The 22,847-nt window shown below is 41.1% G+C and carries 27 protein-coding genes; 19 read left to right on the plus strand and 8 right to left on the minus strand.

Features of this window, described 5'->3' with window-relative positions; all coding sequences use genetic code 11:
- Positions 1-45 precede the first annotated feature (45 nt).
- Positions 46-939, minus strand: a complete 894-nt coding sequence (locus tag E2R51_RS02835; protein ID WP_133375510.1) for a hydroxymethylglutaryl-CoA lyase — start codon at positions 937-939, stop codon at positions 46-48.
- A gap of 219 nt (positions 940-1,158) precedes the next feature.
- On the opposite strand from E2R51_RS02835, the gene E2R51_RS02840 reads away from it, so the two are divergent.
- The 4 genes from E2R51_RS02840 to E2R51_RS02855 are packed head-to-tail and all read left to right on the plus strand — an operon-like array spanning position 1,159 to position 4,049.
- The gene (locus tag E2R51_RS02840) at positions 1,159-2,343 is read left to right on the plus strand and encodes an acetyl-CoA C-acetyltransferase (RefSeq protein ID WP_133375511.1); all 1,185 of its coding nucleotides are present in this window, start codon (positions 1,159-1,161) and stop codon (positions 2,341-2,343) included.
- Between the two features lie 17 nt (positions 2,344-2,360).
- Positions 2,361-3,050 carry a CoA transferase subunit A gene (locus E2R51_RS02845; RefSeq protein ID WP_165967120.1) on the plus strand — a complete coding sequence of 230 codons (690 nt, stop codon included), beginning with the start codon at positions 2,361-2,363 and terminating at the stop codon, positions 3,048-3,050.
- Positions 3,051-3,079: 29 nt separating this feature from the next.
- Complete coding sequence (locus tag E2R51_RS02850; protein ID WP_133375513.1) at positions 3,080-3,742, plus strand: 3-oxoacid CoA-transferase subunit B; 663 nt, start codon at positions 3,080-3,082, stop codon at positions 3,740-3,742.
- Positions 3,743-3,797: 55 nt separating this feature from the next.
- Complete coding sequence (locus E2R51_RS02855) at positions 3,798-4,049, plus strand: YqkE family protein (protein WP_133375514.1); 252 nt, start codon at positions 3,798-3,800, stop codon at positions 4,047-4,049.
- A 38-nt stretch (positions 4,050-4,087) separates the two neighbouring features.
- Here the strand turns inward: E2R51_RS02855 and E2R51_RS02860 are convergent, their stop codons facing one another.
- Positions 4,088-5,014: an aldo/keto reductase gene (locus E2R51_RS02860; protein WP_133375515.1), complete on the minus strand. Its 927-nt coding sequence runs from the start codon at positions 5,012-5,014 to the stop codon at positions 4,088-4,090.
- A gap of 133 nt (positions 5,015-5,147) precedes the next feature.
- Between E2R51_RS02860 and E2R51_RS02865 the strand changes: the two genes are divergently transcribed.
- The 15 genes from E2R51_RS02865 (at position 5,148) to E2R51_RS02935 (ending at position 18,401) form a co-directional block, all read left to right on the plus strand.
- Entirely contained in the window at positions 5,148-5,717 is a 570-nt protein-coding gene (locus E2R51_RS02865; protein WP_133375516.1) for an NUDIX hydrolase, read from the plus strand.
- Positions 5,718-5,871: 154 nt separating this feature from the next.
- Positions 5,872-6,510 (plus strand): stage II sporulation protein M, encoded by a 639-nt coding sequence (gene spoIIM / locus E2R51_RS02870; RefSeq protein ID WP_165967121.1) that lies wholly within the window; start codon positions 5,872-5,874, stop codon positions 6,508-6,510.
- 123 nt (positions 6,511-6,633) lie between these two features.
- Positions 6,634-7,104 carry a ferric iron uptake transcriptional regulator gene (gene fur, locus E2R51_RS02875; RefSeq protein WP_133375518.1) on the plus strand — a complete coding sequence of 157 codons (471 nt, stop codon included), beginning with the start codon at positions 6,634-6,636 and terminating at the stop codon, positions 7,102-7,104.
- A gap of 139 nt (positions 7,105-7,243) precedes the next feature.
- Positions 7,244-8,131, plus strand: a complete 888-nt coding sequence (gene xerD, locus E2R51_RS02880; RefSeq protein WP_133375519.1) for a site-specific tyrosine recombinase XerD — start codon at positions 7,244-7,246, stop codon at positions 8,129-8,131.
- Between the two features lie 102 nt (positions 8,132-8,233).
- Positions 8,234-9,421, plus strand: coding sequence for a phosphopentomutase (gene deoB, locus E2R51_RS02885; protein WP_133375520.1), 1,188 nt, complete (start codon positions 8,234-8,236; stop codon positions 9,419-9,421).
- 25 nt (positions 9,422-9,446) lie between these two features.
- Positions 9,447-10,757, plus strand: a complete 1,311-nt coding sequence (locus E2R51_RS02890; protein ID WP_133375521.1) for a pyrimidine-nucleoside phosphorylase — start codon at positions 9,447-9,449, stop codon at positions 10,755-10,757.
- Positions 10,758-11,019: 262 nt separating this feature from the next.
- Positions 11,020-12,177, plus strand: a complete 1,158-nt coding sequence (locus E2R51_RS02895) for a D-alanyl-D-alanine carboxypeptidase family protein (RefSeq protein WP_133375522.1) — start codon at positions 11,020-11,022, stop codon at positions 12,175-12,177.
- A gap of 108 nt (positions 12,178-12,285) precedes the next feature.
- Entirely contained in the window at positions 12,286-12,636 is a 351-nt protein-coding gene (gene spoIIAA, locus E2R51_RS02900) for an anti-sigma F factor antagonist (protein WP_133375523.1), read from the plus strand.
- Complete coding sequence (gene spoIIAB / locus E2R51_RS02905; RefSeq protein WP_133375524.1) at positions 12,636-13,076, plus strand: anti-sigma F factor; 441 nt, start codon at positions 12,636-12,638, stop codon at positions 13,074-13,076. The genes spoIIAA and spoIIAB overlap by 1 nt, the downstream gene beginning before the upstream one ends.
- 11 nt (positions 13,077-13,087) lie before the next feature.
- A complete protein-coding gene (gene sigF, locus E2R51_RS02910) occupies positions 13,088-13,837 on the plus strand; it encodes an RNA polymerase sporulation sigma factor SigF (protein ID WP_133375525.1) in 750 nt (249 codons plus the stop codon).
- A 21-nt stretch (positions 13,838-13,858) separates the two neighbouring features.
- Complete coding sequence (locus tag E2R51_RS02915; RefSeq protein ID WP_133375526.1) at positions 13,859-14,473, plus strand: stage V sporulation protein AA; 615 nt, start codon at positions 13,859-13,861, stop codon at positions 14,471-14,473.
- Positions 14,466-14,897 (plus strand): stage V sporulation protein AB, encoded by a 432-nt coding sequence (locus tag E2R51_RS02920; RefSeq protein ID WP_133375527.1) that lies wholly within the window; start codon positions 14,466-14,468, stop codon positions 14,895-14,897. Before E2R51_RS02915 ends, E2R51_RS02920 begins: the two co-directional genes overlap by 8 nt.
- 3 nt (positions 14,898-14,900) lie before the next feature.
- The gene (locus E2R51_RS02925) at positions 14,901-16,364 is read left to right on the plus strand and encodes a spore germination protein (protein WP_133375528.1); all 1,464 of its coding nucleotides are present in this window, start codon (positions 14,901-14,903) and stop codon (positions 16,362-16,364) included.
- Between the two features lie 81 nt (positions 16,365-16,445).
- On the plus strand, positions 16,446-17,753 hold the full coding sequence (gene lysA / locus E2R51_RS02930; RefSeq protein ID WP_133376312.1) for a diaminopimelate decarboxylase: 1,308 nt from the start codon (positions 16,446-16,448) through the stop codon (positions 17,751-17,753).
- A 270-nt stretch (positions 17,754-18,023) separates the two neighbouring features.
- Positions 18,024-18,401 (plus strand): GNAT family N-acetyltransferase, encoded by a 378-nt coding sequence (locus E2R51_RS02935; protein WP_133375529.1) that lies wholly within the window; start codon positions 18,024-18,026, stop codon positions 18,399-18,401.
- Between the two features lie 16 nt (positions 18,402-18,417).
- On the opposite strand, the gene E2R51_RS02940 is transcribed toward E2R51_RS02935, so the two are convergent.
- From E2R51_RS02940 to E2R51_RS02965, 6 genes are all read right to left on the minus strand, one after another.
- Positions 18,418-18,945: a DUF309 domain-containing protein gene (locus E2R51_RS02940; RefSeq protein WP_133375530.1), complete on the minus strand. Its 528-nt coding sequence runs from the start codon at positions 18,943-18,945 to the stop codon at positions 18,418-18,420.
- Positions 18,946-19,001: 56 nt separating this feature from the next.
- Positions 19,002-19,532, minus strand: a complete 531-nt coding sequence (locus E2R51_RS02945) for a spore maturation protein (RefSeq protein WP_133375531.1) — start codon at positions 19,530-19,532, stop codon at positions 19,002-19,004.
- Positions 19,532-20,128, minus strand: coding sequence for a nucleoside recognition domain-containing protein (locus tag E2R51_RS02950; RefSeq protein ID WP_133375532.1), 597 nt, complete (start codon positions 20,126-20,128; stop codon positions 19,532-19,534). Before E2R51_RS02950 ends, E2R51_RS02945 begins: the two co-directional genes overlap by 1 nt.
- Before the next feature lie 9 nt (positions 20,129-20,137).
- Complete coding sequence (locus E2R51_RS02955) at positions 20,138-21,229, minus strand: D-alanyl-D-alanine carboxypeptidase family protein (RefSeq protein ID WP_240732944.1); 1,092 nt, start codon at positions 21,227-21,229, stop codon at positions 20,138-20,140.
- 118 nt (positions 21,230-21,347) lie between these two features.
- Complete coding sequence (gene scpB / locus E2R51_RS02960) at positions 21,348-21,938, minus strand: SMC-Scp complex subunit ScpB (RefSeq protein WP_133375534.1); 591 nt, start codon at positions 21,936-21,938, stop codon at positions 21,348-21,350.
- Positions 21,925-22,689: a segregation/condensation protein A gene (locus E2R51_RS02965; protein WP_133375535.1), complete on the minus strand. Its 765-nt coding sequence runs from the start codon at positions 22,687-22,689 to the stop codon at positions 21,925-21,927. The genes scpB and E2R51_RS02965 overlap by 14 nt, the downstream gene beginning before the upstream one ends.
- Between the last annotated feature and the right edge of the window lie 158 nt (positions 22,690-22,847).

Here is a 22,847-nt window from a genome sequence, read left to right on the forward strand (position 1 = left end):
GCTTTAAATATAACAGGAAGCTTCATGAAAAGCTGGCTTTAAGCTTTAAAAACCTGCCTTGCTAGTATAGTATCCGCTGGTAATCTCTCTTGATACATAGGGTTTAACTGCTTCAATGGCTTCAACAAGGAGATGCAGGTCAATCCCGGTGTGAATCCCCATTTCATGAAGCATGTATATGACATCCTCAGTTGCTACATTCCCGCTCGCACCAGGTGCAAAGGGACATCCTCCAAGACCGCCCGCAGAACTGTCAAAACGGTCAACGCCAGCAAGCATCGCAGCATAAATATTTGCCAGCGCCATTTTTCTGGTGTCGTGAAAATGTGCGGTTACCAATATGGCAGGGAGCTGCTTTTTTAAAAGTGAAAATAATGCAAACGATTCTTTCGGTGTTGCTTTCCCAATCGTATCGGCCACGCTTAATTCATCCACCCCTGCTTCTGCGAACTGATGGCACAAGGCCAGTGCAGCAGTCGGACTGATTTTCCCTTCATACGGACAATGAAACGCAGTGGAAATGCATGCCCGCACATAGATTCCCCGGCTTTTTAAATCATCTATGACCGGAATCAGTTCTGACATTGCATCCTCAGTCGTTTTATTAATATTTTTTTTGTTAAATGTTTCACTCACGCCAATAAAAACAGCTACAGCTTTAGCGCCAGCCGACAGGGCAGCATCGATCCCTTTTTTATTTGGCGCTAATACGATCGCTCCTTTTCTGTCCTTTGTTTTTTCCATTACATCTTTTGCATCCAGCATTTGCGGCACCCATTTGGGCGATACAAAAGAGGTGATTTCCATTTCAGTAAACCCTGCCTCCCACAATTTCTGAATAAAAGCTAATTTGGAATGGGTTGGTACAAACTGGGCTTCATTTTGCAGGCCGTCGCGGGGGCCCACTTCAATAATCGTAACTTGTGACGGGTATTGCATTTCAACATCCCCTTTGAATTTTGTAAGTTTACATTCGGTTGTTATTATTTGTAAAATGTTGATTAGAGCTTTAGAGGAAAATAACAGCCGCATTTAACAAAATGAATACATTAAGAATGTACTAATTAATCGTAACAGAAAGTTTTATGCCGAAAAAGAAGGAATTAAAGCGTTTTCATAGAATGTGTACAAATGGAAGCTTATTTAAGGAGGGACAATATGTCCAGAGAAGTCGTTATCGTAAGTGCAATTCGAACAGCAATTGGCACATTTAATGGAGCACTTAAAGGGGTCAGTGCTACAGCCCTTGGTGCTGCAGCCATTAAAGAAGCATTATTAAAAGCAGGTGTGCAGCCTGAGCAGGTAGATGAAGTTATCATGGGTAATGTACTTCAGGCAGGGCTTGGGCAAAACCCTGCGCGTCAAGCTTCTATTGAGGCAGGCCTTCCAGAGCGGGTAGCTTCGATGACAATAAATAAAGTGTGCGGATCAGGTCTAAAAGCGGTTCATTTAGCAGCTCAAGCCATTTATTGCGGCGACGCAGACATTATTGTTGCAGGCGGAATGGAAAATATGAGCAGAGCGCCTCACTTGCTTCAAGATGGACGTGAAGGGTTCAAAATGGGAGATCAAAAGCTGGTAGATAGTATGATTAAAGACGGATTATGGTGTGCGTTTAATGATTATCATATGGGAGTTACAGCAGAAAACCTCTGTGATCGCTATTCTCTGACCCGGGACGAACAGGATGAATTTGCAGCGTCCAGTCAGCAAAAAGCCATTGCAGCCATTCAAAGCGGCAGATTCGAGGAAGAAATAGTTCCCGTCATGATACCGCAAAGAAAAGGGGACGCAATTGCATTTTCTGTGGACGAATATCCAAGAGAGGGCACCACGAAAGATACACTGGGGAAACTCCGCCCGGCATTTAAAAGAGATGGCTCTGTTACTGCAGGCAATGCATCCGGCATCAATGACGGAGCAGCTGCGCTGGTGGTGATGGCGAAAGAAAAAGCAGAAGAGCTTGGACTATCCCCTTTGGCCACAATAGCAGGAAATGCAAGTGCAGGTGTTGATCCAAGTATTATGGGCATTGGGCCTGTGGAAGCTGTGAATAAAGCGTTAAGAAAAGCTTCTGTTTCAATGGAAGAGATTGAACTGATTGAAGCCAATGAAGCTTTTGCAGCTCAATCACTTGCAGTTGATCGTGAGCTTGAATTTAATCGTGAGATTTTGAATGTTAACGGGGGTGCAATCGCCCTTGGTCATCCAATAGGCGCAAGCGGCGCAAGGGTTCTTGTAACATTAATTCATGAAATGATAAAAAGGGATGCAAAATCCGGTCTGGCAACGCTATGTATCGGCGGAGGACAAGGGGTTGCTACGGTTCTGAAGAGAGCTTAAAAAGGGAGGCAATATTCGTGAAAACAATTTATCAAAATGCAGCGGAGGCAGCAGCACATGTAAAAGATGGTCACACTATTATGGTTGGCGGCTTTGGTTTATGCGGCATTCCAGAAAAACTTATTCTTGCACTGCGCGACAGCGGGGTAAAAGATTTAACTGTTATATCCAATAATTGCGGAATAGATGATTGGGGACTGGGTCTTCTTCTGCACAATAAACAGATTAAAAAGATGATCGGTTCTTATGTAGGGGAGAACAAAGAATTTGAACGGCAGGTTTTATCAGAAGAGCTGGAGGTTGAACTTGTGCCGCAGGGCACCCTGGCAGAAAAGATTCGGGCGGGCGGAGCAGGAATTCCCGCATTTTATACACCTGCTGGAGTTGGGACACCTGTTGCTGAAGGAAAGGAAGTCAGGGAATTTCATGGGAAAGAATATGTGCTTGAAGAAGCGCTTCAAGCAGATGTCAGTTTTGTGCGCGCTTGGAAAGGCGATAAAATGGGGAATCTTGTTTATCGTAAAACCGCCCGAAACTTTAATCCTATGATAGCTGCAGCCGGAAAAATTACAGTTGCTGAAGTAGAAGAAATCGTGGAAAAAGGCGCAATCGACCCGAACAACGTACATACCCCAAGCATTTATGTTCAGCACTTGTTTCAAGCGGAACAGGAAAAGCGTATCGAACGCAGAACAGTTTCAAATTAAGGCTTTCAGCAGAAAGGAAGGCACACTTTATGGATAAAAAAAAGGTACGGGAAACAATTGCGAAAAGAGCGGAACAGGAAATCAATGACGGTGATTATGTAAATTTAGGTATTGGAATGCCAACTCTTGTAGCAAACCACTTAGCTGACTATAAACAAGTGGTTTTGCAGTCTGAAAATGGGCTTCTTGGTATAGGAAGGTACCCGGATGAAAATGAAGTGGATGCCGATTTAATTAATGCAGGTAAAGAAACCGTTACGGCGGTCAGCGGCGCTTCTTACTTTGACAGCGCAGAATCATTTGCGATGATCAGGGGAGGGCATGTTGACATTGCTATATTAGGGGGAATGGAAGTTTCAAAGGATGGTGACTTAGCCAACTGGATGATCCCGGGGAAGATGATTAAAGGAATGGGCGGTGCCATGGATTTGGTTCATGGTGCCAGAAAAATAATCGTGATTATGGAGCACGTGAACCGTGATGGACAGGCGAAAATTTTAAACAATTGTTCACTGCCGCTAACGGGGAAAAATGTGGTCGACCGCATCGTTACAGAAAGAGCAGTTATCGACGTTACGGACCAGGGCCTGAAATTAATCGAAGTTGCCAAAGGATTCACTGTGGAAGATATTGTGAATTCTACTGAAGCGGAATTGCAGATAGAGAACGATGTGAAGCTGGAAGCCTTTTAATAAGCGTTCCCTATCTTTTTAAAGTAACATAAAGAAGATAGAGGAGGGACTTACAATGAAAAAACGAAATAAAAATAAACCAGCAAAAAGAGAAAATGACCAAAAGCCGACATTAAAAGACACGCTTAATGCGGATTTATTAACAAAATTACAAGAGACTAAAAAAGGGCTGGTGGATCAGGAACATAAGCGGGCGGAAGAATTAAAAGCGGAGAAAGAAAGAGCCCGCAGGCTTCGCGAGCAAAATAAGTCCTTTGAAGAATTACTAGAGGAGAGTCCGATGAACTGGCAGGACTATAAAAAGTAAAAGAAGCGATCCCTGTTAAGAAGGGATCGCTCTTTTAGTTAAAGGCGATGCTCAGAATACCCTTTGCTGTCAGTCAGTTCCTTTAACAAGCTGTATTCTTCTTCCGATAAAGGATCACTGGAGACCGCATGGATATTGGCCGTTATTTGTTCGGGGTCACTTGCTCCGGTAATGATCGATGCTGTGAGCGTATTTGCTGCATTAAACTTTAGTGAAAGCTCTGTCATTGAACGGCTGTCTTCAAACCGATCCTGAATGGATTCAAGCGTTTCCTTTAATGACTCAAAAGAATAATGAAGGTAGCCGTCATTTTGAATTGAATCTGAGGCTTTTGCTAACAGTTTTTCGGTCAGCATTCCTTTTGCTAAAGGTCCTCTGGTGATAACGGAAATATTGTGATCCTTTAAAATTGGAAAAGCCTGTTCTTCAGGACGGCGGTCCAATAGGCTGTACTGCATCATATTAGATACAATGGAGGATTGTTCAGCATATTTCTTAATGACATTCGGCCGTATGGAGGAAATGCCATACTCTTTGATATAGCCTTCTGATTTAAGTTCTTCAAAGGCCTCAATGGTCTCATCAATCGGGTCATCCAGTGTGCCGCCGTGCAGTTGATATAAGTCAATATAATCCACTTCAAGACGTTTAAGGCTTGTCTTTACTTGTTCCTTTATGTACGGTTTAGAAGGGTCCCAATACCATCCATCCTGTCCATCTTCCCATCGGTTGCCGACCTTTGTCGCAATGACAACCTGATCACGCACATGTTTCAGTGATTTTCCTACGATTTTTTCGTTGATCCCAAAATCGTACAAATCAGCTGTGTCAAAATAAGTAACACCGCCTTCAAGAGCAGCTTCGATGATGGATTGTGCTTTTTTTTCATCCCGGCCAAGCGACATACATCCTAAACCAAGAATTGAACTTTCCAGATTTGATGATCCGATTTTTCGCATTTCCATAAGATCAGCTCCTAATTTTATATACTAGTTCTTGTATTCACGTTATGTGATTTATTCAAACACGATTTAAACCAAAGAGAAAAAGGGTAAGTATTTGGTACAATACGATAGAGATAAACAGGAGGTATGACAAATGAAAAAGTTTGAAGAGAAAACAATTGTAAAAGAAGTGCTCTACGAAGGCAAGATTATTAATTTGCAAATAGAAACAGTGACACTTCCAAACGGCAAGACGTCAAAAAGGGAAATTATTAAACATCCTGGGGCAGTTTGTGTAATTGCTCTCACAGAAGAAAACAAACTTATTATGGTCGAACAATACAGAAAAGCATTGGAAAGATCCGTGCTTGAAATCCCTGCAGGAAAATTAGAGCCGGGTGAAGAGCCCATTATTACCGCCGCCAGGGAGCTTGAGGAAGAAACAGGATATGGCAGTGAAAATCTTGTGCATTTAATATCTTTTTATACTTCTCCGGGATTTGCAGATGAGCTGGTGCATGTTTATGTGGCGAAAAATCTATATAAAATAGAGAACGCCAGAGGGGCGGATGAAGACGAATTTGTTGAACTGCAGGAGCTGACTTTAGAAGAGGCAGAGAAATGCGTGGCGGATCAGCGGATATTTGATGCGAAAACCGCTTATGCAGTTCAGTACATACGTTTGCAGCAGCTCATGCATAAGTACAAAACGGAAATACAGTAATCAGCATCCAATGATCTGCTGTGGTTTGGCGGATTATAAAATTAATTTTTCATACTATGCCTCCTGAACTATCCAAAACAATTGTAAAAACTTGTTCTTGAATAGGATGCTTTGTTCATACAATGAAGGGAAGTTTATTGTAAGGAGGCAGCATATGAAAAAATCAATCGCTCGCTCAATCGTCTACCATATCCACCAGCATGCATCCTTATACGTTTTTGTAATGGCACTATTATGCGGAGGAGTATTAACCGGCGCCCTTCTTGTTAACAAATTATCCGGTGATCAGCTGCAGCCTCTGCTGTACCCATTTAATGCCTTTGATTCTTCCGGCAAGCTAAGTATATTTTCCCTGCTGAATGAACAGGTGCGGGGATACATCCTATTGGATATGGCACTTATTTTTATAATTTGGTGTACGGGTTTTACCTTAATCGGCCTTCCTGTAGCATGGATGATTGTATTTGCAAAAGGAATGATGTTTGGATTTACAACAGGGTTATTTATTTCTCAATACGGCTGGGAAGGTGTATGGATTGCCTTTGGTGTGGTATTGCCGCAAAATGTTTTATTAATTCCCGTGTATGTTATTGTTTGTGTGCAGGCGATAAAGATAACGCTCCATTTATGGAGAAGAGTTGTCACGAGACAGTCTTTTAATCCGACGTTCAGGGTAGCAAGTATGAACTATACGGTTCTATTTGCTTGCCTGCTTGTTTTTGTGGTAATCGGAGGTCTCATTGAAGCTTTTGTGCCTCCATATTGGATGAAATGGTTTCATCCAAACAGCTGATTATAATAATTATAATGTGATAATTATTATTTTTTATTACTAATTCTATTTTATAATGATTATTGTTTGCAATTAGCCTCCCTTTTGTTATAATATCTATGACAAAGCGAGGGAGGACAAATCATGGAAAGCAGAATAGAACGCATTAAAAAACAGCTGCATTCAGCAAGCTATAAATTAACTCCTCAACGCGAAGCAACCGTGAGAGTATTGCTTGAAAATGAGGCAGACCATTTAAGCGCTGAAGATGTATACCTCCTCGTAAAGGAAAAAGCACCTGAGATAGGGCTGGCTACTGTTTATCGTACACTTGAATTACTGACAGAATTAAAGGTAGTTGATAAAATTAATTTTGGTGATGGAGTATCGCGTTATGATTTAAGAAAAGAAGGCGCAGCTCATTTTCATCATCATTTAATTTGTATTGAGTGCGGTTCAGTGGATGAAATTCAGGAGGATTTATTAGAGGACGTAGAGGAAATTGTAGAACGAGATTGGAAGTTTAAGATAAAAGACCACAGATTGACCTTCCATGGTATTTGTTCTAGATGTCAGGAATTCTCAAATGATGAAGAGCCTAATAATGATAAGTAGAACCATGCCTATGAAGCATGGTTTTTTGTATGTTTGAAAGCTTTTAAGGGTATTTTATAAAAATGATGTCATTCACTGATGACTTTAAAATGAAAGCGTACTACAATAGAGATAGTGGCAAGAACTAGGAGGCGTGAGGATGAAGAATCAGCTTCTCGATTTTATTCAGTTTATGATTGTGGAAAAAGGGTTGTCTGTCAACACGGTGCAATCTTATGAGCGGGACCTTAAAGCTTATATTTCTTATATCGATAAAGTAGAGCAGGTGAGCTCTGTTTGTGATGTGAAAAGAGTACATATAATACAGTTCTTTGCACATTTAAAGACGCAGGGCAAGTCAGCTAAAACCATCGCACGGCACACCTCATCCATACGTTCTTTTCATCACTTTTTAATGAGAGAGAGAAGATGCGATCAGGATCCAACCGAACATTTAGAAACACCTAAGTCAGAAAAAACACTACCCAAAGTGCTGAATATCGAAGAAGTGGAACAATTACTGCAGGCAGCCGACCTGTCAAAAGCCAGCGGCTATCGCGACCGGGCAATGATCGAGGTTTTGTATGCTACAGGAATGCGTGTTAGCGAATTAATCGGTTTGAATACGGATGATGTTAATTTGGAAATGGGATTTATTCGATGTATCGGTAAGGGAAATAAAGAAAGAATCATTCCGATTGGCAAAGTTGCATCCCAAATTCTAGAAACGTATATACGGCAATCCAGAAATCAGCTTAAAAGTGCAGCGACTAATGCTTTATTTTTAAATCAGCAGGGTAAACGTTTGACAAGACAGGGGTTTTGGAAAATTTTAAAAGCACTTGCGGTAAAAGCTAAAATTGAAAAAGAATTAACCCCACATACACTGCGACATTCTTTTGCGACACACTTAATTGAAAATGGAGCCGATCTGCGGGCAGTTCAGGAAATGCTGGGACACGCAGATATATCGACAACTCAAATCTATACGCATGTTTCCACAAAACGCATTAGAGAAGTTTATTCCCAGTTTCACCCGAGAGCTTAATCCTCGGTTTAAATTAAGTTGTCAGACTTCAGACGAATATATTGTCAAGATATAAAGAAAATAGGTAAAATAGATTTGAGTGAACAAGAGGAGGAAGAAAAAATGGATAATGGCAACTATAAGCGTATACATCTGGTAGTAATGGATTCGGTAGGAATAGGCGAAGCACCGGATGCAGAAAAATTCAATGATAGTGGTGCAAATACGCTTGGCCATATTGCTGAACACATGAATGGATTGAATATGCCAAATATGGCCAAACTGGGTCTTTCTAATATTGAACATGTAGCAGGAATTGAAAAAGCTGCTGCTCCGATCGCTTCTTATACTAAAATGGCCGAAGCATCTGTAGGAAAAGATACAATGACCGGCCACTGGGAACTTATGGGGTTGAATATTGATAAACCTTTTAAAGTTTATCCGAACGGATTCTCTGATGAGCTGATTTCTCTATTAGAGCAAAAAACCGGACGTAAAATAATAGGAAATAAACCGGCAAGCGGAACAGCTATATTAGAAGAGCTTGGCGAAGAACATATGAAAACCGGTGCAATAATCGTCTATACTTCAGCTGACCCTGTTCTTCAAATAGCAGCACATGAGGAAGTTATTCCATTAGAAGAGCTTTATCGTATTTGTGAAATTGCCCGCGAAATAACCCTGGATGAAAAATTTCTGGTTGGGCGTATCATTGCCAGACCTTTTGTTGGCAGCCCGGGAGCATTCAAACGTACAACTAACCGCCATGATTATGCCCTCAAGCCATTTGAAAGAACAGTGATGAACGAGTTGCAGGACAGTGGATATGATGTTGTGGCAATTGGGAAAATTTCAGATATTTTTAATGGAGAAGGCGTAACGGATTCACTTCGTACGACTGATAATATGGATGGAATGGATAAACTGATATCAACATTTAATCGTGATTTTACCGGTTTAAGCTTTTTGAATTTAGTTGACTTTGATGCCCTGTTTGGGCATCGCCGCGATCCTCAGGGCTACGGCGAAGCTCTGGAAGCATTTGATACAAGATTGCCTGAGGTTTTTGAAAAAATGACCGATGATGATTTATTAATTATCACTGCAGATCACGGAAACGACCCGGTCCACGAAGGAACTGATCATACAAGGGAGTATGTTCCGCTGCTTGTTTATTCAAAAAGAAATGAACTGGGTAAACAGCTTGCAGTAAGAAATACTTTTGCAGATGTCGGAGCAACGATTGCTGAAAACTTTAATGTGAAAAAACCAGCTTTCGGAACTAGTTTTTTGCGTGAACTAACTAATTAATTGATGAGGAAACGGGGATAAACAAATGAGAATGGTAGATATTATTGAAAAAAAACGCGACGGACAAGCACTTACAACACAGGAGATCCAATTTGTTGTTGGAGGGTACACTTCAGGTGATATTCCTGATTATCAGGTAAGTGCATTACTGATGGCCATTTATTTCCAGGGAATGACTGAACAGGAAAGAGCGGATTTAACGCTCTCTATGGTTGAATCTGGTGACCAGATTGATTTGTCTGCTATAAAAGGTATAAAAGTTGATAAACATTCCACAGGCGGTGTAGGAGACACTACAACGTTAATTCTTGGACCTTTGGTGGCAGCAGTTGATGTTCCTGTAGCCAAAATGAGCGGACGCGGACTGGGCCATACCGGCGGGACAGTTGATAAGCTCGAAGCAGTGCCTGGATTTAACGTGGAATTAACAAGCGATGAATTCACCAAGCTGGTAAATGAAATAAAAGTTGCAGTAATGGGCCAAAGCGGGAACTTAACACCTGCAGACAAAAAACTTTATGCATTACGCGATGTGACTGCTACGGTAAACAGTATTCCGTTGATTGCATCATCTATAATGAGTAAAAAAATTGCTGCTGGCGCAGACGCAATCGTTTTAGATGTTAAAACGGGGGCCGGCGCTTTTATGAAGGATGAGAACCAGGCGCGCGAATTAGCAGAAGCAATGGTACGTATAGGAAATAATGTCGGCCGTAAAACAATGGCAGTCATTTCAGATATGAGTCAGCCTCTAGGTTTTGCGATTGGTAACGCTTTGGAAATTAAAGAAGCAATTGATACCCTAAATGGAGAAGGTCCGGAAGATTTGACAGAACTTTGCCTCGTTCTTGGAAGTTATATGGTGTATCTTGCAGAAAAAGCATCTTCTCTTGAAGAAGCAAGGCTAAAGCTTGAAGAGGCTATTTCAAGTGGCAGAGCTTTGGAGCGGTTTAAAGAATTTTTAGCAGGTCAAGGCGGAGATGCAAGCGTGGTTGATGATCCTTCGAAATTGCCTCAGGCAGAGCACAAAATTGAACTTCCTGCACAAACTGCAGGATCAGTATCAGAAATAATTGCCGACAATGTGGGTACTGCTGCAATGTGGCTTGGTGCAGGAAGAGCGACAAAAGAATCCCAAATTGATTTAGCGGTAGGGCTGATGCTGAATAAAAAAGTTGGCGATAAAGTTCAAAAAGGAGATTCCCTGGTTACCATTTATGCAAATGACCTGTCTCAGCTTGAAAAAGTTAAAGAAAAACTGTTGGAAAGCATTAAAATAGCAGAGCATAGTGTCTCAGCTCCATCATTAATTGTTGGGCAAGTGACCGGAGAATAAATAAATATCGATAAAACGCCTTTCTCAATTTGAGAATGGCGTTTTTTTTATATATCAGAGTTGTAAAATTCAGGTGTCTATATCTTTAAACCGTTGATCGGAGCAGACAGTTTGAGCACCGTGTGCCGACCAGATATTTTCAGCCCAAATCAGCCGCCACTCAAAACCAGGTAAAAAGATTTCGCAATAAATGTGTGACATGCGTATAAAATCGCCTCGGTAGGAAAAAATAAACAAAAAGAGTGTGAGAGGTGCGATTTTCATGAAAAAGTGGATGTTAAGTATTATAAGCGTTGTTTTTGCATTTTCTATTTTACCGTATACAACTTTAGCAAATGACCAAGCTCCTGTGCCTTTAGATGAAGTAAAGTCAGCTATTTTAATTGATCAGCAAACAGGCATGCTTGTGCTTGATAAGAACAGTCATGAATCGCTGCCGCCTGCTTCAATGACGAAAATAGCTACTATGCTTTTAATTATGGAAGCGATCGATCAAAAGAAAATTTCGTGGGAAGATAAAATTAAAACTAGTGAACAGGCTGCTTCAATGGGCGGATCGCAAATATTCTTAAAAGCTGGAGAAGAAATGACTGTTCGCGACATGTTAAAAGGTATTGCAGTGGCTTCTGCCAACGATGCTTCAGTTGCTATGGCGGAACATCTGGCCGGTTCTGAAGAAGAGTTTGTTAAAAAAATGAATGAAAAGGTGAAAGCATTGGGGCTAAAAGATACTGTTTTCCGCAATGCGACCGGTCTTCCGGCAGATGGCCATGTAAGTTCAGCGTTTGATATGGCACAGCTCGCAAAAGAACTGATAAAACATGAAGAAATCACAGAATTTACAGGTACGTATGAAGACTATCTCAGGGAAGACAGTGAAGACCCATTTTGGCTTGTTAATACCAATAAGCTGGTTCGTTTCTATCAGGGGGCTGACGGCCTTAAGACCGGTTTTACAAAAGATGCTATGTACTGTTTGACAGCAACAGCTCAAAAGAAAGATATGCGCTTTATCGCTGTGGTATTTGGAGCTCCTACTTCAAAAGCAAGAAATGAAATTGCCAGTTCCATGCTGGATTATGGTTTTACACATTATGAAAGTAAAACCCTGGCAAAAGAAGGAGACCAGGTTTTAGAAGTACGTATTGAAAAAGGTTCTCCTTTTATAATTGAAGGTGTTTTAAGCGAACCATTAAAGTGGATAGCTCCTGTCGATGGAAAAGAACAAAATGTTAAAAAATCGTTGCATGTTACAAAAATTATTGATGCACCTGTAAAAAAAGGACAAAAAATAGGTTCTATGTCGCTCGTTATTGACGGCAAAGAGATGTCGTCGGTTGATGTTATTGCGAAAAGAGAAAGCAAAAAAGCTTCGTGGGGTGAATTGTTTGTAAGATCAGCAAAAGAAATGGTTCAGTAAGAAAATGCAGTCGAATAAACACTAGTTTCTTCTATTATTGTCACCATGCAGGAATTAGGTTTAATCGCAATGAATATTCCCTCTGTACGATAAAAAGGAGGGGTTCACATGGCTTTTACTGTCCAGGCTGAAATCAAAAAAGATGTACTGCTTCTGCGCATGCAAGGAGAGCTTGATCATCACGCAACAGAGAAGATTCGGGGAGAATTAATTACTTTGATGGAAGAGCAAAATATTCGTCATCTTGTTTTAAATCTTGCAGAGCTCGATTTTATGGATAGTTCAGGTCTTGGCCTGATGCTTGGAAGGTACAAGCATTTGCAAAAAAGAGAAGGCAGTATGATCATATGTGCTATTTCAGCTCCTGTTAAAAGGTTGTTTGAAATGTCTGGGCTATTTCGCATCATGATCATCGAGCCTTCTGAGGATCAAGCTCTAACAAGATTGGGGGTTGCGTAATGAACAACCAGGCCCATATTAAGTTTCGTTCAATTAGTGAAAACGAAGCCTTTGCAAGGATGGTTGTTGCTTCGTTTATTGCACCGTACGATCCGACAATCGGTGAACTGACGGATATTAAAACGGTTGTTTCAGAAGCGGTAACGAATGCCATTATTCATGGCTATGAAGGCAGAGACGACCAATGGGTGCATATGACACTATCGATGGAAAACAGCACTTTCTCAATAGAAATTAAAGATCTGGGGTTAGGGATGAGCAACATTGAAGAGGCAATGCAGCCTCTATTTACAACAAAGCCGGAAATGGACCGATCCGGTATGGGATTTACTATTATGGAACACTTTATGGATGCAGTTGAAGTTTCATCTGAATGTTCGCAGGGAACTACCATTCGAATGAGCAAACACTTGGCCTCCGTTCAGGCTGAGTGTCATTAGAGGCGCTAGTTATGAGTGCTAAAACAACCACTAGTCACGAAACTGTCAGAGAATGGATACGCTTAAGCCAGGCTGGGGATCAGGAAGCGAGAAGCAGAATGGTGGAGAATAACGTCAGACTCGTTTGGTCCGTTGTTCAGCGTTTCTTAAACCGCGGACATGATCCGGACGATTTGTTTCAAATCGGTTCTATTGGCTTACTCAAAGCTGTAGACAAGTTTGATTTAAGTTACAGCGTAAAATTCTCGACTTATGCTGTCCCTATGATTATCGGAGAAATTCAGCGATTTTTACGTGACGACGGAGCTGTAAAAGTAAGCAGATCCGTAAAAGAACTTGCGATTAAAGTGAGAAGAACGAAAGAACAGCTGAGCAGCACACTAGGCAGACTTCCTACATTAACAGAAGTAGCAGATGAGCTGAATGTATCCGTTGATGACATCGTTTTGTCGCAGGAAGCTTCCAAATCTCCGACATCGATTCATGAAACTGTGTATGAAAATGAAGGAGATCCAATTACACTTCTTGATCAAATGGCCGCTAAAGATGAAGAACAATGGTTTCATCAGCTGGCATTAAAAGAAGCGTTGTTAACACTAGAAAAACGGGACAGGGTTATTATTTTTCTTCGCTACTACAAAGACTACACTCAATCAGAGGTAGCTGATAAATTGGGAATTTCTCAGGTTCAGGTGTCGAGAATTGAAAAACGGGTACTCAAATCCATCAGGGATTGGATGGATGACGTAAAAGAAGCATAAAAAAGAAAGGAGGAAGAGAGCATGACTCAAACGGTCTATCTGAAACTTAGGCGGAAAATTAATATTCAAAAAGGCCAGCCCATTTATTTGCATGACGTTGCAGATGTTACAGCTGCTGAATTAAGTTTTAAAAAATTGGCAAAGCTGATTGTACTGGAAACAAAAAAAGATACATCTGAAACGTATGTGCTGGTCGACCAGTTAGATATGATCGAGCTGATGAAAAAGACCTTGCCCAACGCAGCACTTGAAATGCTGGGAGCATCAGCAACGCTTGTGGAATTAAGAGACGCAGAAAAGAAAGGCTCTCTTCCGCTTTTTCTTTTTGTGTGGAGTTTACTGTTTGTGGGAGCCGGACTGACTATCATGTATTTTCATGAAGATGTCAGCATGAAAGAAACCCAAATTACAATGGTGCAAATGATGACAGGTAAAGAAATTGAACATCCTTACTGGTTTCAAGTCCCCTATTCTTTTGGCCTTGGTCTGGGAATGATTTTATTTTTTAATCATGTCTTCAAAAAGAAATTTACAGAAGAACCAAGCCCATTAGATGTGGAAATATATAATTATGAACAATCTCTTGAAGACTACATAGTGGATCAAGAACGGAAGAAACGAAGCAAGAATGATTAATAACGCACTGGTTACCTTTATTGGACTTGCTTCCGGTCTGGCTGTAGGCGGTGGATTTGTCGCTTTTTTATCTGTATTGGGCATCGTTCCTCGGCTAATGCAGATCGTCAAAAATAAAAACCGTCTGCGTGCCCTGGAAACTGCCGTTATTTTAGGCACACTGACCGGAGTTGCGGGGAGTTTATTCGACGCTAAGACCGCATATGGCTTTTTTCTTGTTCCGTATGTCGGGCTTTTAGCAGGAGCATTTATTGGAATGCTTGCTGCTGCCTTAACGGAAGTATTGGATGTCATTCCACTTGTTACAAGAAGACTTGGTTTTACAGAGAAACTTCAATCAATCATGTTTGCAATTGTATTAGGGAAAGTAGCAGGCTCCTTGTTTTACTGGCTGCTGTTAATCCCATTTAATAAAGGAGATTAAAAAATGCAGCCGTTACCTTTAAAAGCAGAACAATTAGATGAAATACTGACATCAAGAGCCGGATTAGGTGAGAGCTTTGATTTTTTGGTCCGCAAGTTTATTATCGCGGGAACTCCTGTTCATTTATACGCGGTAAACGGTTTATGTGACACCTTGTTTATCATGGAGCTGCTTGAAGAGATCGTAAATACGGAAGTGCCCAAAAATGAACGATCTAAAGTTTCTTCCATTATACATAATAGACTGATCAATCAGTCCGTTGAAACAGTGGACACGGTTGAAGATGTAATTCGCCAGGTATTCTCAGGACTTATTGCGATAAAAGTATCCGGAGACCGGCATGCGTATGTCGTAGATGTGCGAAGCTATCCCGGGAGGCAGCCTGAAGAACCTGATAATGAAAAAGTAGTCAGAGGCTCCAGGGATGGATTTGTGGAAAATATTATTATAAATACCGCTTTGACAAGAAGGCGTATTAGAGATGAAGGATTAAGATTTGACATGCTTGAAGTGGGGCAAAGATCGAAAGCTGATATAGCTGTAGGGTATATTAAAAATCTTGCAAATGATGATCTCGTCTCTGCTATAAAAAAAGAGCTGGAAGCAATTGATGTAGACGGACTTACCATGACGGACAAATCAGTTGAGGAATATATTGTCAAGCAGGGATTCAATCCGTATCCATTAGTCAGGTATACCGAGCGGGCTGATATAGCTGCTACTCATTTACTGGAGGGGCATGTGTGTATCTATGTAGATACTTCGCCAAGCGTCATGATTACACCGACTACTTATTTTCATCACGTTCAGCATGCTGAGGAGTTCCGTCAGTCACCAGCTATCGGAACGTTCGTAAGGTGGATCAGGATGATGGGTATAATCGCATCAATTGTTTTATTGCCGCTTTGGTATCTGCTGGCCATTGATCCCAGCTTGAGACCTGAGTCTTTAGACTTTTTAGGCATGAAAGATGATACAAATGTGCCGTTAATTTTGCAGCTGCTCATCGCAGATATAGGAATAGAGTTTTTAAGAATGGCTGCCATTCATACCCCTACTCCTTTATCAACAGCCATGGGTCTGATTGCAGCTGTGCTTATTGGTCAAATCGCTATTGACGTCGGTTTGTTCGTCCCTGAAGTTATTTTATATGTCGCAGTGGCTGCTATAGGCACGTTTGCAACGCCAAGCTATGAACTTGGTGTAGCGAATAAGATGGTAAGAGTAGGCTTAATGCTTCTTGTGTGGATATTCCATATTGATGGACTGATTATCGGAGCAACAATTTACATTTTATACCTGATGAGCATCAAGTCATTTTCAACACCTTATCTATGGCCGCTGGTTCCATTCCGACCTAAAGCAATGCTGCGCATTGTTATGCGGCTGCCAATGACCAGTGCGATCCTTCGTCCAATGATTGTAAAAACTAAAGACAGGGTTAGACAGAAGCCAACAGGAGAATGACGTTGCGCATTAATGCATGATTATGGTACAGTTCTTATAATTATTAAGGATATTTTCTGTCCAATAGAAAGGAACTGTATGATGCATTATTACGGAACTTCAAGTACCAATGAAGAAGGTCATTTAACAATCGGCGGAGTGGATACAATTGAATTGGCACGCCAATTCGGCACTCCGCTATACGTATATGATATTGCGCTGATTCGCGAGCGGGCAAGAGGATTTAAGGAAACTTTTGAACGACTCGGTGTTACATCCCAGGTTGCATATGCCAGCAAAGCATTTTCTTCCATAGCCATGATTCAATTAATTGACGAGGAAGGACTTAGTCTCGACGTTGTGTCAGGAGGCGAGCTTTATACGGCAATGAAGGCGGGATTTGATCCTGAGCGAATTCATTTTCACGGCAATAATAAGAGCAGGGAAGAAATATCAATGGCGCTTGATTACGGCATAGGCTGTTTCGTTGTTGACAATTCCTATGAGCTTCAGCTATTGACACTTATCTGTCAGGAAAAAAAGAAAACAGCGAAAATTTTAATCCGGGTAACGCCAGGTATTGAAGCTCATACGCATGATTACATATTAACCGGGCAGGAAGACTCCAAATTTGGCTTTGACCTTCAGAATGGACAGGCGGAAGAAGCGCTGACCCAAGCATTGGGAAAACCAGAATTGACTGTTTTGGGGCTTCATTGCCATATCGGGTCTCAAATTTTTGAGACTACAGGTTTTATTAAAGCTGCTCAAAAAATGATTTCAAAGCTTGCTGAATGGAAAAAAACCTATCATTTTAATTCGACTGTATTAAATTTAGGCGGAGGTTTTGGGATACGCTATACAAAAGAAGATACCCCAATCGCGCCGTCATCTTATGTGGAAGATATTATTGGGGAAGTAAAATCACTGATGGCAGAAAAGTCTCTTGACATGCCTGAGATCTGGATAGAACCCGGCAGATCACTTGTTGGAGATGCCGGTACCACTCTTTATACTGTCGGTTCATCAAAAGTCGTTCCGGACATACGAAAATATCTGGCGGTGGACGGGGGAATGAGCGATAATATTCGTCCGGCATTATATGATGCCCGTTATGAAGCGGTACTTGCTAATCGCCCTGACGAAAAAGTGCATGAGACCGTATCAATAGCGGGTAAATGTTGTGAATCCGGCGATATGCTCATTTGGGATTTACCCATTGCAAAAGCTTCTTCAGGGGATATTTTAGCTGTGTTTTGCACAGGAGCTTATGGCTACGCAATGGCAAACAATTATAATAGAATCGCCAGACCGGCAGTCGTTTTTGTGGAAAATGGAGAAGCTTCCCTGGTAATTAAACGAGAGTCACTGGATGATCTTATTCGTCATGACTTGCCTCTAAACACTTAATTTAAAGCAGTTTAAAGCTGCTTTTTTAATGATATGAAGAGGTAAGGAGTGAAAACAATTGAAAAAACAGAACCTTATTGTCTTTTTGTTATTGCTGGTTATGGCTGTTGCTTGGGGAATCATCTACTGGTTATTTATTGTTTAACCTGTTTTAGCAGTGTGAGTTGAATTTCCATCCTTTTTCTAGTATGATAAAGGACGATTGCAGTGGAAATTTTTATTCCCTGCTGGAATGGACGTACGATATCATGACCACAATGAGGGGTAACTATGCTAATAAGATATAAGAAATCCTTTGAAAAGATTGCCATGGGGCTAATGTCATTTATGCCAACTGAAAAAGACATTAAACAATTGCAGCAATCAATGAAAATGTATGAGGAAGATAAAAGCAACCAGCTTTTTCTATGGAAAGACGAAGATATCATCGGATTAGCGGGCGTCAAAATTGGAGAAGACAGTATTTTAGTCCAGCATATTTCGGTCAGTCCGTCTCATCGTAATGAGGGAATTGGCAAAATCATGATTTCAACTCTCCGAGATATGTATCCAGATAAAACATTTGTAAGCAACACGTACACCGAAAGTTTTTTAACAAAATGCACATCTGATAATAAAGAATCAAACAAGAATACTGTTAAAGACTAAAACCACTGACATGATGTCAGTGGTTTTTTCTTTTGTGCAATGCCTGTTTGCGAAGAAGAATAACTTCCTTCCTGTCACGCAGGCGGTGCCTGTCCACAATCATTTTATCACTCAAATCACTATGGCTGCCCCACTGAAACCCTTTTTTCTTGCATTCATTTATGCAAACTTCTGTTAAAAATGGATCAGCAAGGGGGAGCTGCAAGCTCGTATAAGGTGATTTTGCACTGATTGAAGCGCTTAGTGCCTGCATGTCTTCAAGGAAAATCTGAGGGTTGATGCCGAATAGATGAAGCTGCTCTTCATGCAGCCGGAATTTAGTAATGGCTTTTTCAATTGTTCGTTTTGCTCCGTTAAAATTATTTCTGCGCTGATGATAAAGAGCTACAGCTAATTGAATCCATCCGACCCATATTGAATCTTTTTCCATCGGAGTGTTTTCCTTCCAATATTCTTCCAGCACTTCATGACATTCAAAATAATCTCTATCTCCATGAAAATGCACTAAATAATCAATAAATGCTTGGGGATAAGCAGATTTCATAGGTACACCTCCAACCTTATCCCTATAGTAGCATATAAACTTTTTTAACAAAAAAATTAAGAGAAATACCATACAGTAATTAAGATCGCAGCAGTCATACCGGCAGCATCCGCCAGGAGACCAATCGTCAAAGCACGTCCCATCTTTTTAATACCTACTGCGCCGAAATAGACCGTCAGCACATAAAGAGTTGTATCCGTACTGCCCTGGACGATCGCTGCCGCACGGGATATAAAATGTTCCGGACCATAAGTGGCAGTTAAATCTGCTAAAATTCCTAAGGAAGCAGAACCTGATATGGGACGTATAAACAGCAGCGGAAGTAAATCCGGCGGCAGTGAAAACAGGACTAAAACAGGGGCAAGCCACCCATTCATTGCCTCCAAAAATCCAGAGGCCCGCAGAATATTTATTGCTACAAGCATTCCAAGCAAAAAAGGCAATAAAGATATTGAAAGACGGATTCCCTCCTTGCCGCCTTCTGTAAACGCCCCGTACGCATCTGTTTTTTTTGTTAAGGCATAAAGAAGAATGGCAATAACCAGAATCGGAAGAAATAAAGTCGATACTGCAGCCAGCGTATTCATCACAGCCTCCTATTTCGTTTAACTGTAAATAAATAAAATACACGATCAAGTGTCAATGCCATGATACATGAGCAGCAGGTAGCTAAAAAAGCAGGTATAACAATATCCATCGGATCAATTGCTCCATGTGTCATCCGAAGTGATATAACGGTAGTTGGAAATAGGGTGAGAGCTGCAGTGTTTAGAACCAGAAATGTGACCATTGAGCGGTTGGGGGTATCGGGTGTCGGGTTGTTTGCTTGTAAAGCAGTCATGGCTTTTAATCCAAAAGGCGTCGCTGCGTTGCCCAGACCAAAAAAATTAGCAGTCATATTCGACATGATAAACCCAAGTGCCGGATCATCCGGTTTTAAATCAGGGAACAATTTTAATAACAGAGGTCTTGATAAAGCCGTCAGTTTATCAAGCAGACCCGATTGTTTTGCAATTTCCATCATCCCAAGCCAAAAAGTAAAAACGGCAATAAATCCAATAATCAGCTGAACAGCCTGAGTAGAGGCGTCAAACATTGCCGTATTAACATCCGCTGTTGTTCCGTTGATAAAGCTGTAGACTACCCCAATGACAATCATGCCGATCCATATTATATTAACCATCGCATTGTCCTACCAAAATGACACCTTCTCAATAAACCGGCTGAACCAGCCAGGGGAGGACGGGTCTTTTCTAAGCTCCCGAATTAATTCCTGTTTGTGAATCACTTTGTCATCCAGTTTTACTGCAACAATAGGCGGCTTTTTATGATTATGTGATATTTTACCTTCTATCGTCAGCAGGCCCTGTTCTTTTTCCGTCAGTGGGTAGCGGAATGGATCTGTAAGTGTGTAAAATTCATTTTCATTCTGGCCGGGGAGAGGAGGGATTGTATCCGGGCTGAGAATTGTGGTCTGATGATAATTCTTAAAGCCGTATTCGAATAATTGAATATGGTCGTTCCAGTCATTTGAAGCGCGGATCGTCACTACAATTAACGTCATACCATCGCGTTTAGCCGAGGTAACCAGCGTGCGTCCAGCGAGCTTTGTATAACCAGTTTTTCCACCTGTTGCATGCGGATACATTCCTGTGACCAGGCGGTGTTTGTTACTCCAAAATGGAGCAGGGTCAACACTTTCTCCTTTGTGGCTTTTAGTGCCGAAAATTTTAGCGAACTGCTTGTCTTTCAGGGCTTCTTTCGTTAATAAAGCCATATCAAAAGAAGATGAGTAATGTTCATTATCTAAATCCAGCCCGTGCGGATTGGTGAAATGGGAGTTTTTCATTCCAATTCTTTTTGCTTCTTCATTCATCAGATCTGAGAATTTCTCGACGCTGCCGCCTACATGTTCTGCTATGGCGACGGCTGAATCATTTCCGGATCGCAGGAGCAGGCCGTAAACTAAATCGCGAAGCGAAACTTTTTGTCCGGCTTTTAAATAAAGACTCGAGCCTTCTGTGACAGAGGCTTCAGGACTGATTTTTACCATCTCATCCAGGTTTCCATGCTGAACGGCCAGGTGAGCTGTCATGATTTTTGTAATACTCGCAATTTTTTGCTCCTGATGGGCATTCTGCTCATAAAGAACTCGTCCGCTTTCAGCCTCTATTAAGATTGCCTGATCAGCTGAAGTGGAGATAGGGTATGCGGCAAACGAAACTAAATGGGCGGACGGAAAGCTTATCAATAGCACAAATAAGATCTTAACCGTAAGTTTCAATCTTTTCACCATCCAACACTTATGATAAGAATAGCCTATGTGAAAACTTGTCCTTCATGACAAAAAACAGTGCTTAAGAGAATAAACACCTCTTAAGCACTGTCGTTTAACCAATTCCTTATTCAACTGTCAAGGTATCTTGAAGAGACTTGAAAAACAAATCCGTTTCTTCTTCACTGTCAAGCTGTTCAATATCCTCAGGCAGCTTTGGCAGCTGAGATAAATCCTTTAAACCAAAGTAATCTAAAAATTCAACAGTCGTTCCATATAAAATAGCTCTTCCCGCACCTTCAGCCCGTCCGATTTCTTTAATAAGGCCTTTCGACACCAAAGTTTGGAGGGGGCGGTCAGTTTTAACACCCCTAATATCTTCAACTTCCAGCCTTGTGATTGGCTGACGGTAGGCTATGATGGCCAGTGTTTCTAATCCCGCTTGAGAAAGAGAGCCATTAGCGGGGCTTTCAACCAGCTGCTTAATATAGTCTGCCATATCTCTTTTTGTGGCAAATTGATACGTGTCTGCAAGTTCTACAATGTGTATTCCCCGATTGGGGTCTTTGGCGTATTGTTCTTTAAGCGAACCCATTTTGGCACGGATATCTTCTTCTGCTATTGATAATACGTTCATTAATTGAACCAGGCTCAGCCCTTCATCGCCAGCAGCAAAAAGAAGGCTTTCGATGATGGCTTGTTCATTATGGTTGTGCAACTAAGGTCACTCCTTCTACTGCTTCGACCAAAATATCGGAAAAATTTTGGTCCTGTTGAACACTTACTTCTTTTCTTTTCATTAATTCCAGTACTGCTAAAAAAGATACAATCATATGCGGTTTCTCAGCTACCGGAAATAGTTCGTGAAAGCGCTGGGGCTGCTTTTTGTTTTTTAAATCTATTAAAATTTCAGCCATGCGCTTTTCAATGGATATTTCCTGACGTGTTACTCGTGTAGCCATTGGTTTTTGTAGTTTTTTTCGGCGCAGAAGCTTATGAAAAGCCCCAAGCAGATCATGCAAATCCAAGTTTAAATCCTCCAGTGATTCTTGTTTGGCAGATTCATATTCTGATAAATCGATAGGGGGCTTAGTGTAATAGCTTCCTCTGTCTTCTTCCTTTTCTTTCAATTCAATTGCAGCTTGTTTATATTTGCGGTACTCGATGAGTCGCTCAACCAGCTCATCCCTTGGATCAGCTTCTTCAAAATCAATTTCTTCGTTTTCCCAGTTTTCCTCATGCTTTGGCAGGAGCATGCGGCTTTTAATAGCCAGAAGTGTTGCAGCCATCACTAGGTATTCGCTTGCGAGATTCAATTCCATCACTTTCATTGCCCGAATATACAGCATATATTGTTCAGATATCTCAGCCATGGGAATATCATATATATCGATTTCCAAACCTTGAATCAGATGAAGCAATAAATCCAGCGGACCCTCAAACGCTTCTACCTTAACACTGTATTCCATTGTCGTCACCTTTTTCCTTATCTCATTATCCCCCTAAGTATAAGACAAACATCAGCCAGTTCCAATAGGTGATAGCGTTCAATTTCAATTCATTTATACCATAGTGTTTGCTTTTAAAGCTTTATGTGCCATAATTCACTATGGATAGACAACTTGTA

It is taken from the genome of Jeotgalibacillus sp. S-D1 (assembly GCF_004358665.1).
Taxonomy (GTDB): Bacteria; Bacillota; Bacilli; order Bacillales; family Jeotgalibacillaceae; genus Jeotgalibacillus.

What these genes read in the sequence shown, in the direction of transcription:
- E2R51_RS02835 (WP_133375510.1), bottom strand. Translation starts at nt 939, where the DNA reads ATGCAATACCCGTCACAAGTTACGATTATTGAAGTGGGCCCCCGCGAC.
- E2R51_RS02840 (WP_133375511.1), top strand. Translation starts at nt 1,159, where the DNA reads ATGTCCAGAGAAGTCGTTATCGTAAGTGCAATTCGAACAGCAATTGGC.
- E2R51_RS02850 (WP_133375513.1), top strand. Translation starts at nt 3,080, where the DNA reads ATGGATAAAAAAAAGGTACGGGAAACAATTGCGAAAAGAGCGGAACAG.
- E2R51_RS02855 (WP_133375514.1), top strand. Translation starts at nt 3,798, where the DNA reads ATGAAAAAACGAAATAAAAATAAACCAGCAAAAAGAGAAAATGACCAA.
- E2R51_RS02860 (WP_133375515.1), bottom strand. Translation starts at nt 5,014, where the DNA reads ATGGAAATGCGAAAAATCGGATCATCAAATCTGGAAAGTTCAATTCTT.
- E2R51_RS02865 (WP_133375516.1), top strand. Translation starts at nt 5,148, where the DNA reads ATGAAAAAGTTTGAAGAGAAAACAATTGTAAAAGAAGTGCTCTACGAA.
- spoIIM (WP_165967121.1), top strand. Translation starts at nt 5,872, where the DNA reads ATGAAAAAATCAATCGCTCGCTCAATCGTCTACCATATCCACCAGCAT.
- fur (WP_133375518.1), top strand. Translation starts at nt 6,634, where the DNA reads ATGGAAAGCAGAATAGAACGCATTAAAAAACAGCTGCATTCAGCAAGC.
- xerD (WP_133375519.1), top strand. Translation starts at nt 7,244, where the DNA reads ATGAAGAATCAGCTTCTCGATTTTATTCAGTTTATGATTGTGGAAAAA.
- deoB (WP_133375520.1), top strand. Translation starts at nt 8,234, where the DNA reads ATGGATAATGGCAACTATAAGCGTATACATCTGGTAGTAATGGATTCG.
- E2R51_RS02890 (WP_133375521.1), top strand. Translation starts at nt 9,447, where the DNA reads ATGAGAATGGTAGATATTATTGAAAAAAAACGCGACGGACAAGCACTT.
- E2R51_RS02895 (WP_133375522.1), top strand. Translation starts at nt 11,020, where the DNA reads ATGAAAAAGTGGATGTTAAGTATTATAAGCGTTGTTTTTGCATTTTCT.
- spoIIAA (WP_133375523.1), top strand. Translation starts at nt 12,286, where the DNA reads ATGGCTTTTACTGTCCAGGCTGAAATCAAAAAAGATGTACTGCTTCTG.
- spoIIAB (WP_133375524.1), top strand. Translation starts at nt 12,636, where the DNA reads ATGAACAACCAGGCCCATATTAAGTTTCGTTCAATTAGTGAAAACGAA.
- sigF (WP_133375525.1), top strand. Translation starts at nt 13,088, where the DNA reads ATGAGTGCTAAAACAACCACTAGTCACGAAACTGTCAGAGAATGGATA.
- E2R51_RS02915 (WP_133375526.1), top strand. Translation starts at nt 13,859, where the DNA reads ATGACTCAAACGGTCTATCTGAAACTTAGGCGGAAAATTAATATTCAA.
- E2R51_RS02920 (WP_133375527.1), top strand. Translation starts at nt 14,466, where the DNA reads ATGATTAATAACGCACTGGTTACCTTTATTGGACTTGCTTCCGGTCTG.
- E2R51_RS02925 (WP_133375528.1), top strand. Translation starts at nt 14,901, where the DNA reads ATGCAGCCGTTACCTTTAAAAGCAGAACAATTAGATGAAATACTGACA.
- lysA (WP_133376312.1), top strand. Translation starts at nt 16,446, where the DNA reads ATGCATTATTACGGAACTTCAAGTACCAATGAAGAAGGTCATTTAACA.
- E2R51_RS02935 (WP_133375529.1), top strand. Translation starts at nt 18,024, where the DNA reads ATGCTAATAAGATATAAGAAATCCTTTGAAAAGATTGCCATGGGGCTA.
- E2R51_RS02940 (WP_133375530.1), bottom strand. Translation starts at nt 18,945, where the DNA reads ATGAAATCTGCTTATCCCCAAGCATTTATTGATTATTTAGTGCATTTT.
- E2R51_RS02945 (WP_133375531.1), bottom strand. Translation starts at nt 19,532, where the DNA reads ATGAATACGCTGGCTGCAGTATCGACTTTATTTCTTCCGATTCTGGTT.
- E2R51_RS02950 (WP_133375532.1), bottom strand. Translation starts at nt 20,128, where the DNA reads ATGGTTAATATAATATGGATCGGCATGATTGTCATTGGGGTAGTCTAC.
- E2R51_RS02965 (WP_133375535.1), bottom strand. Translation starts at nt 22,689, where the DNA reads ATGGAATACAGTGTTAAGGTAGAAGCGTTTGAGGGTCCGCTGGATTTA.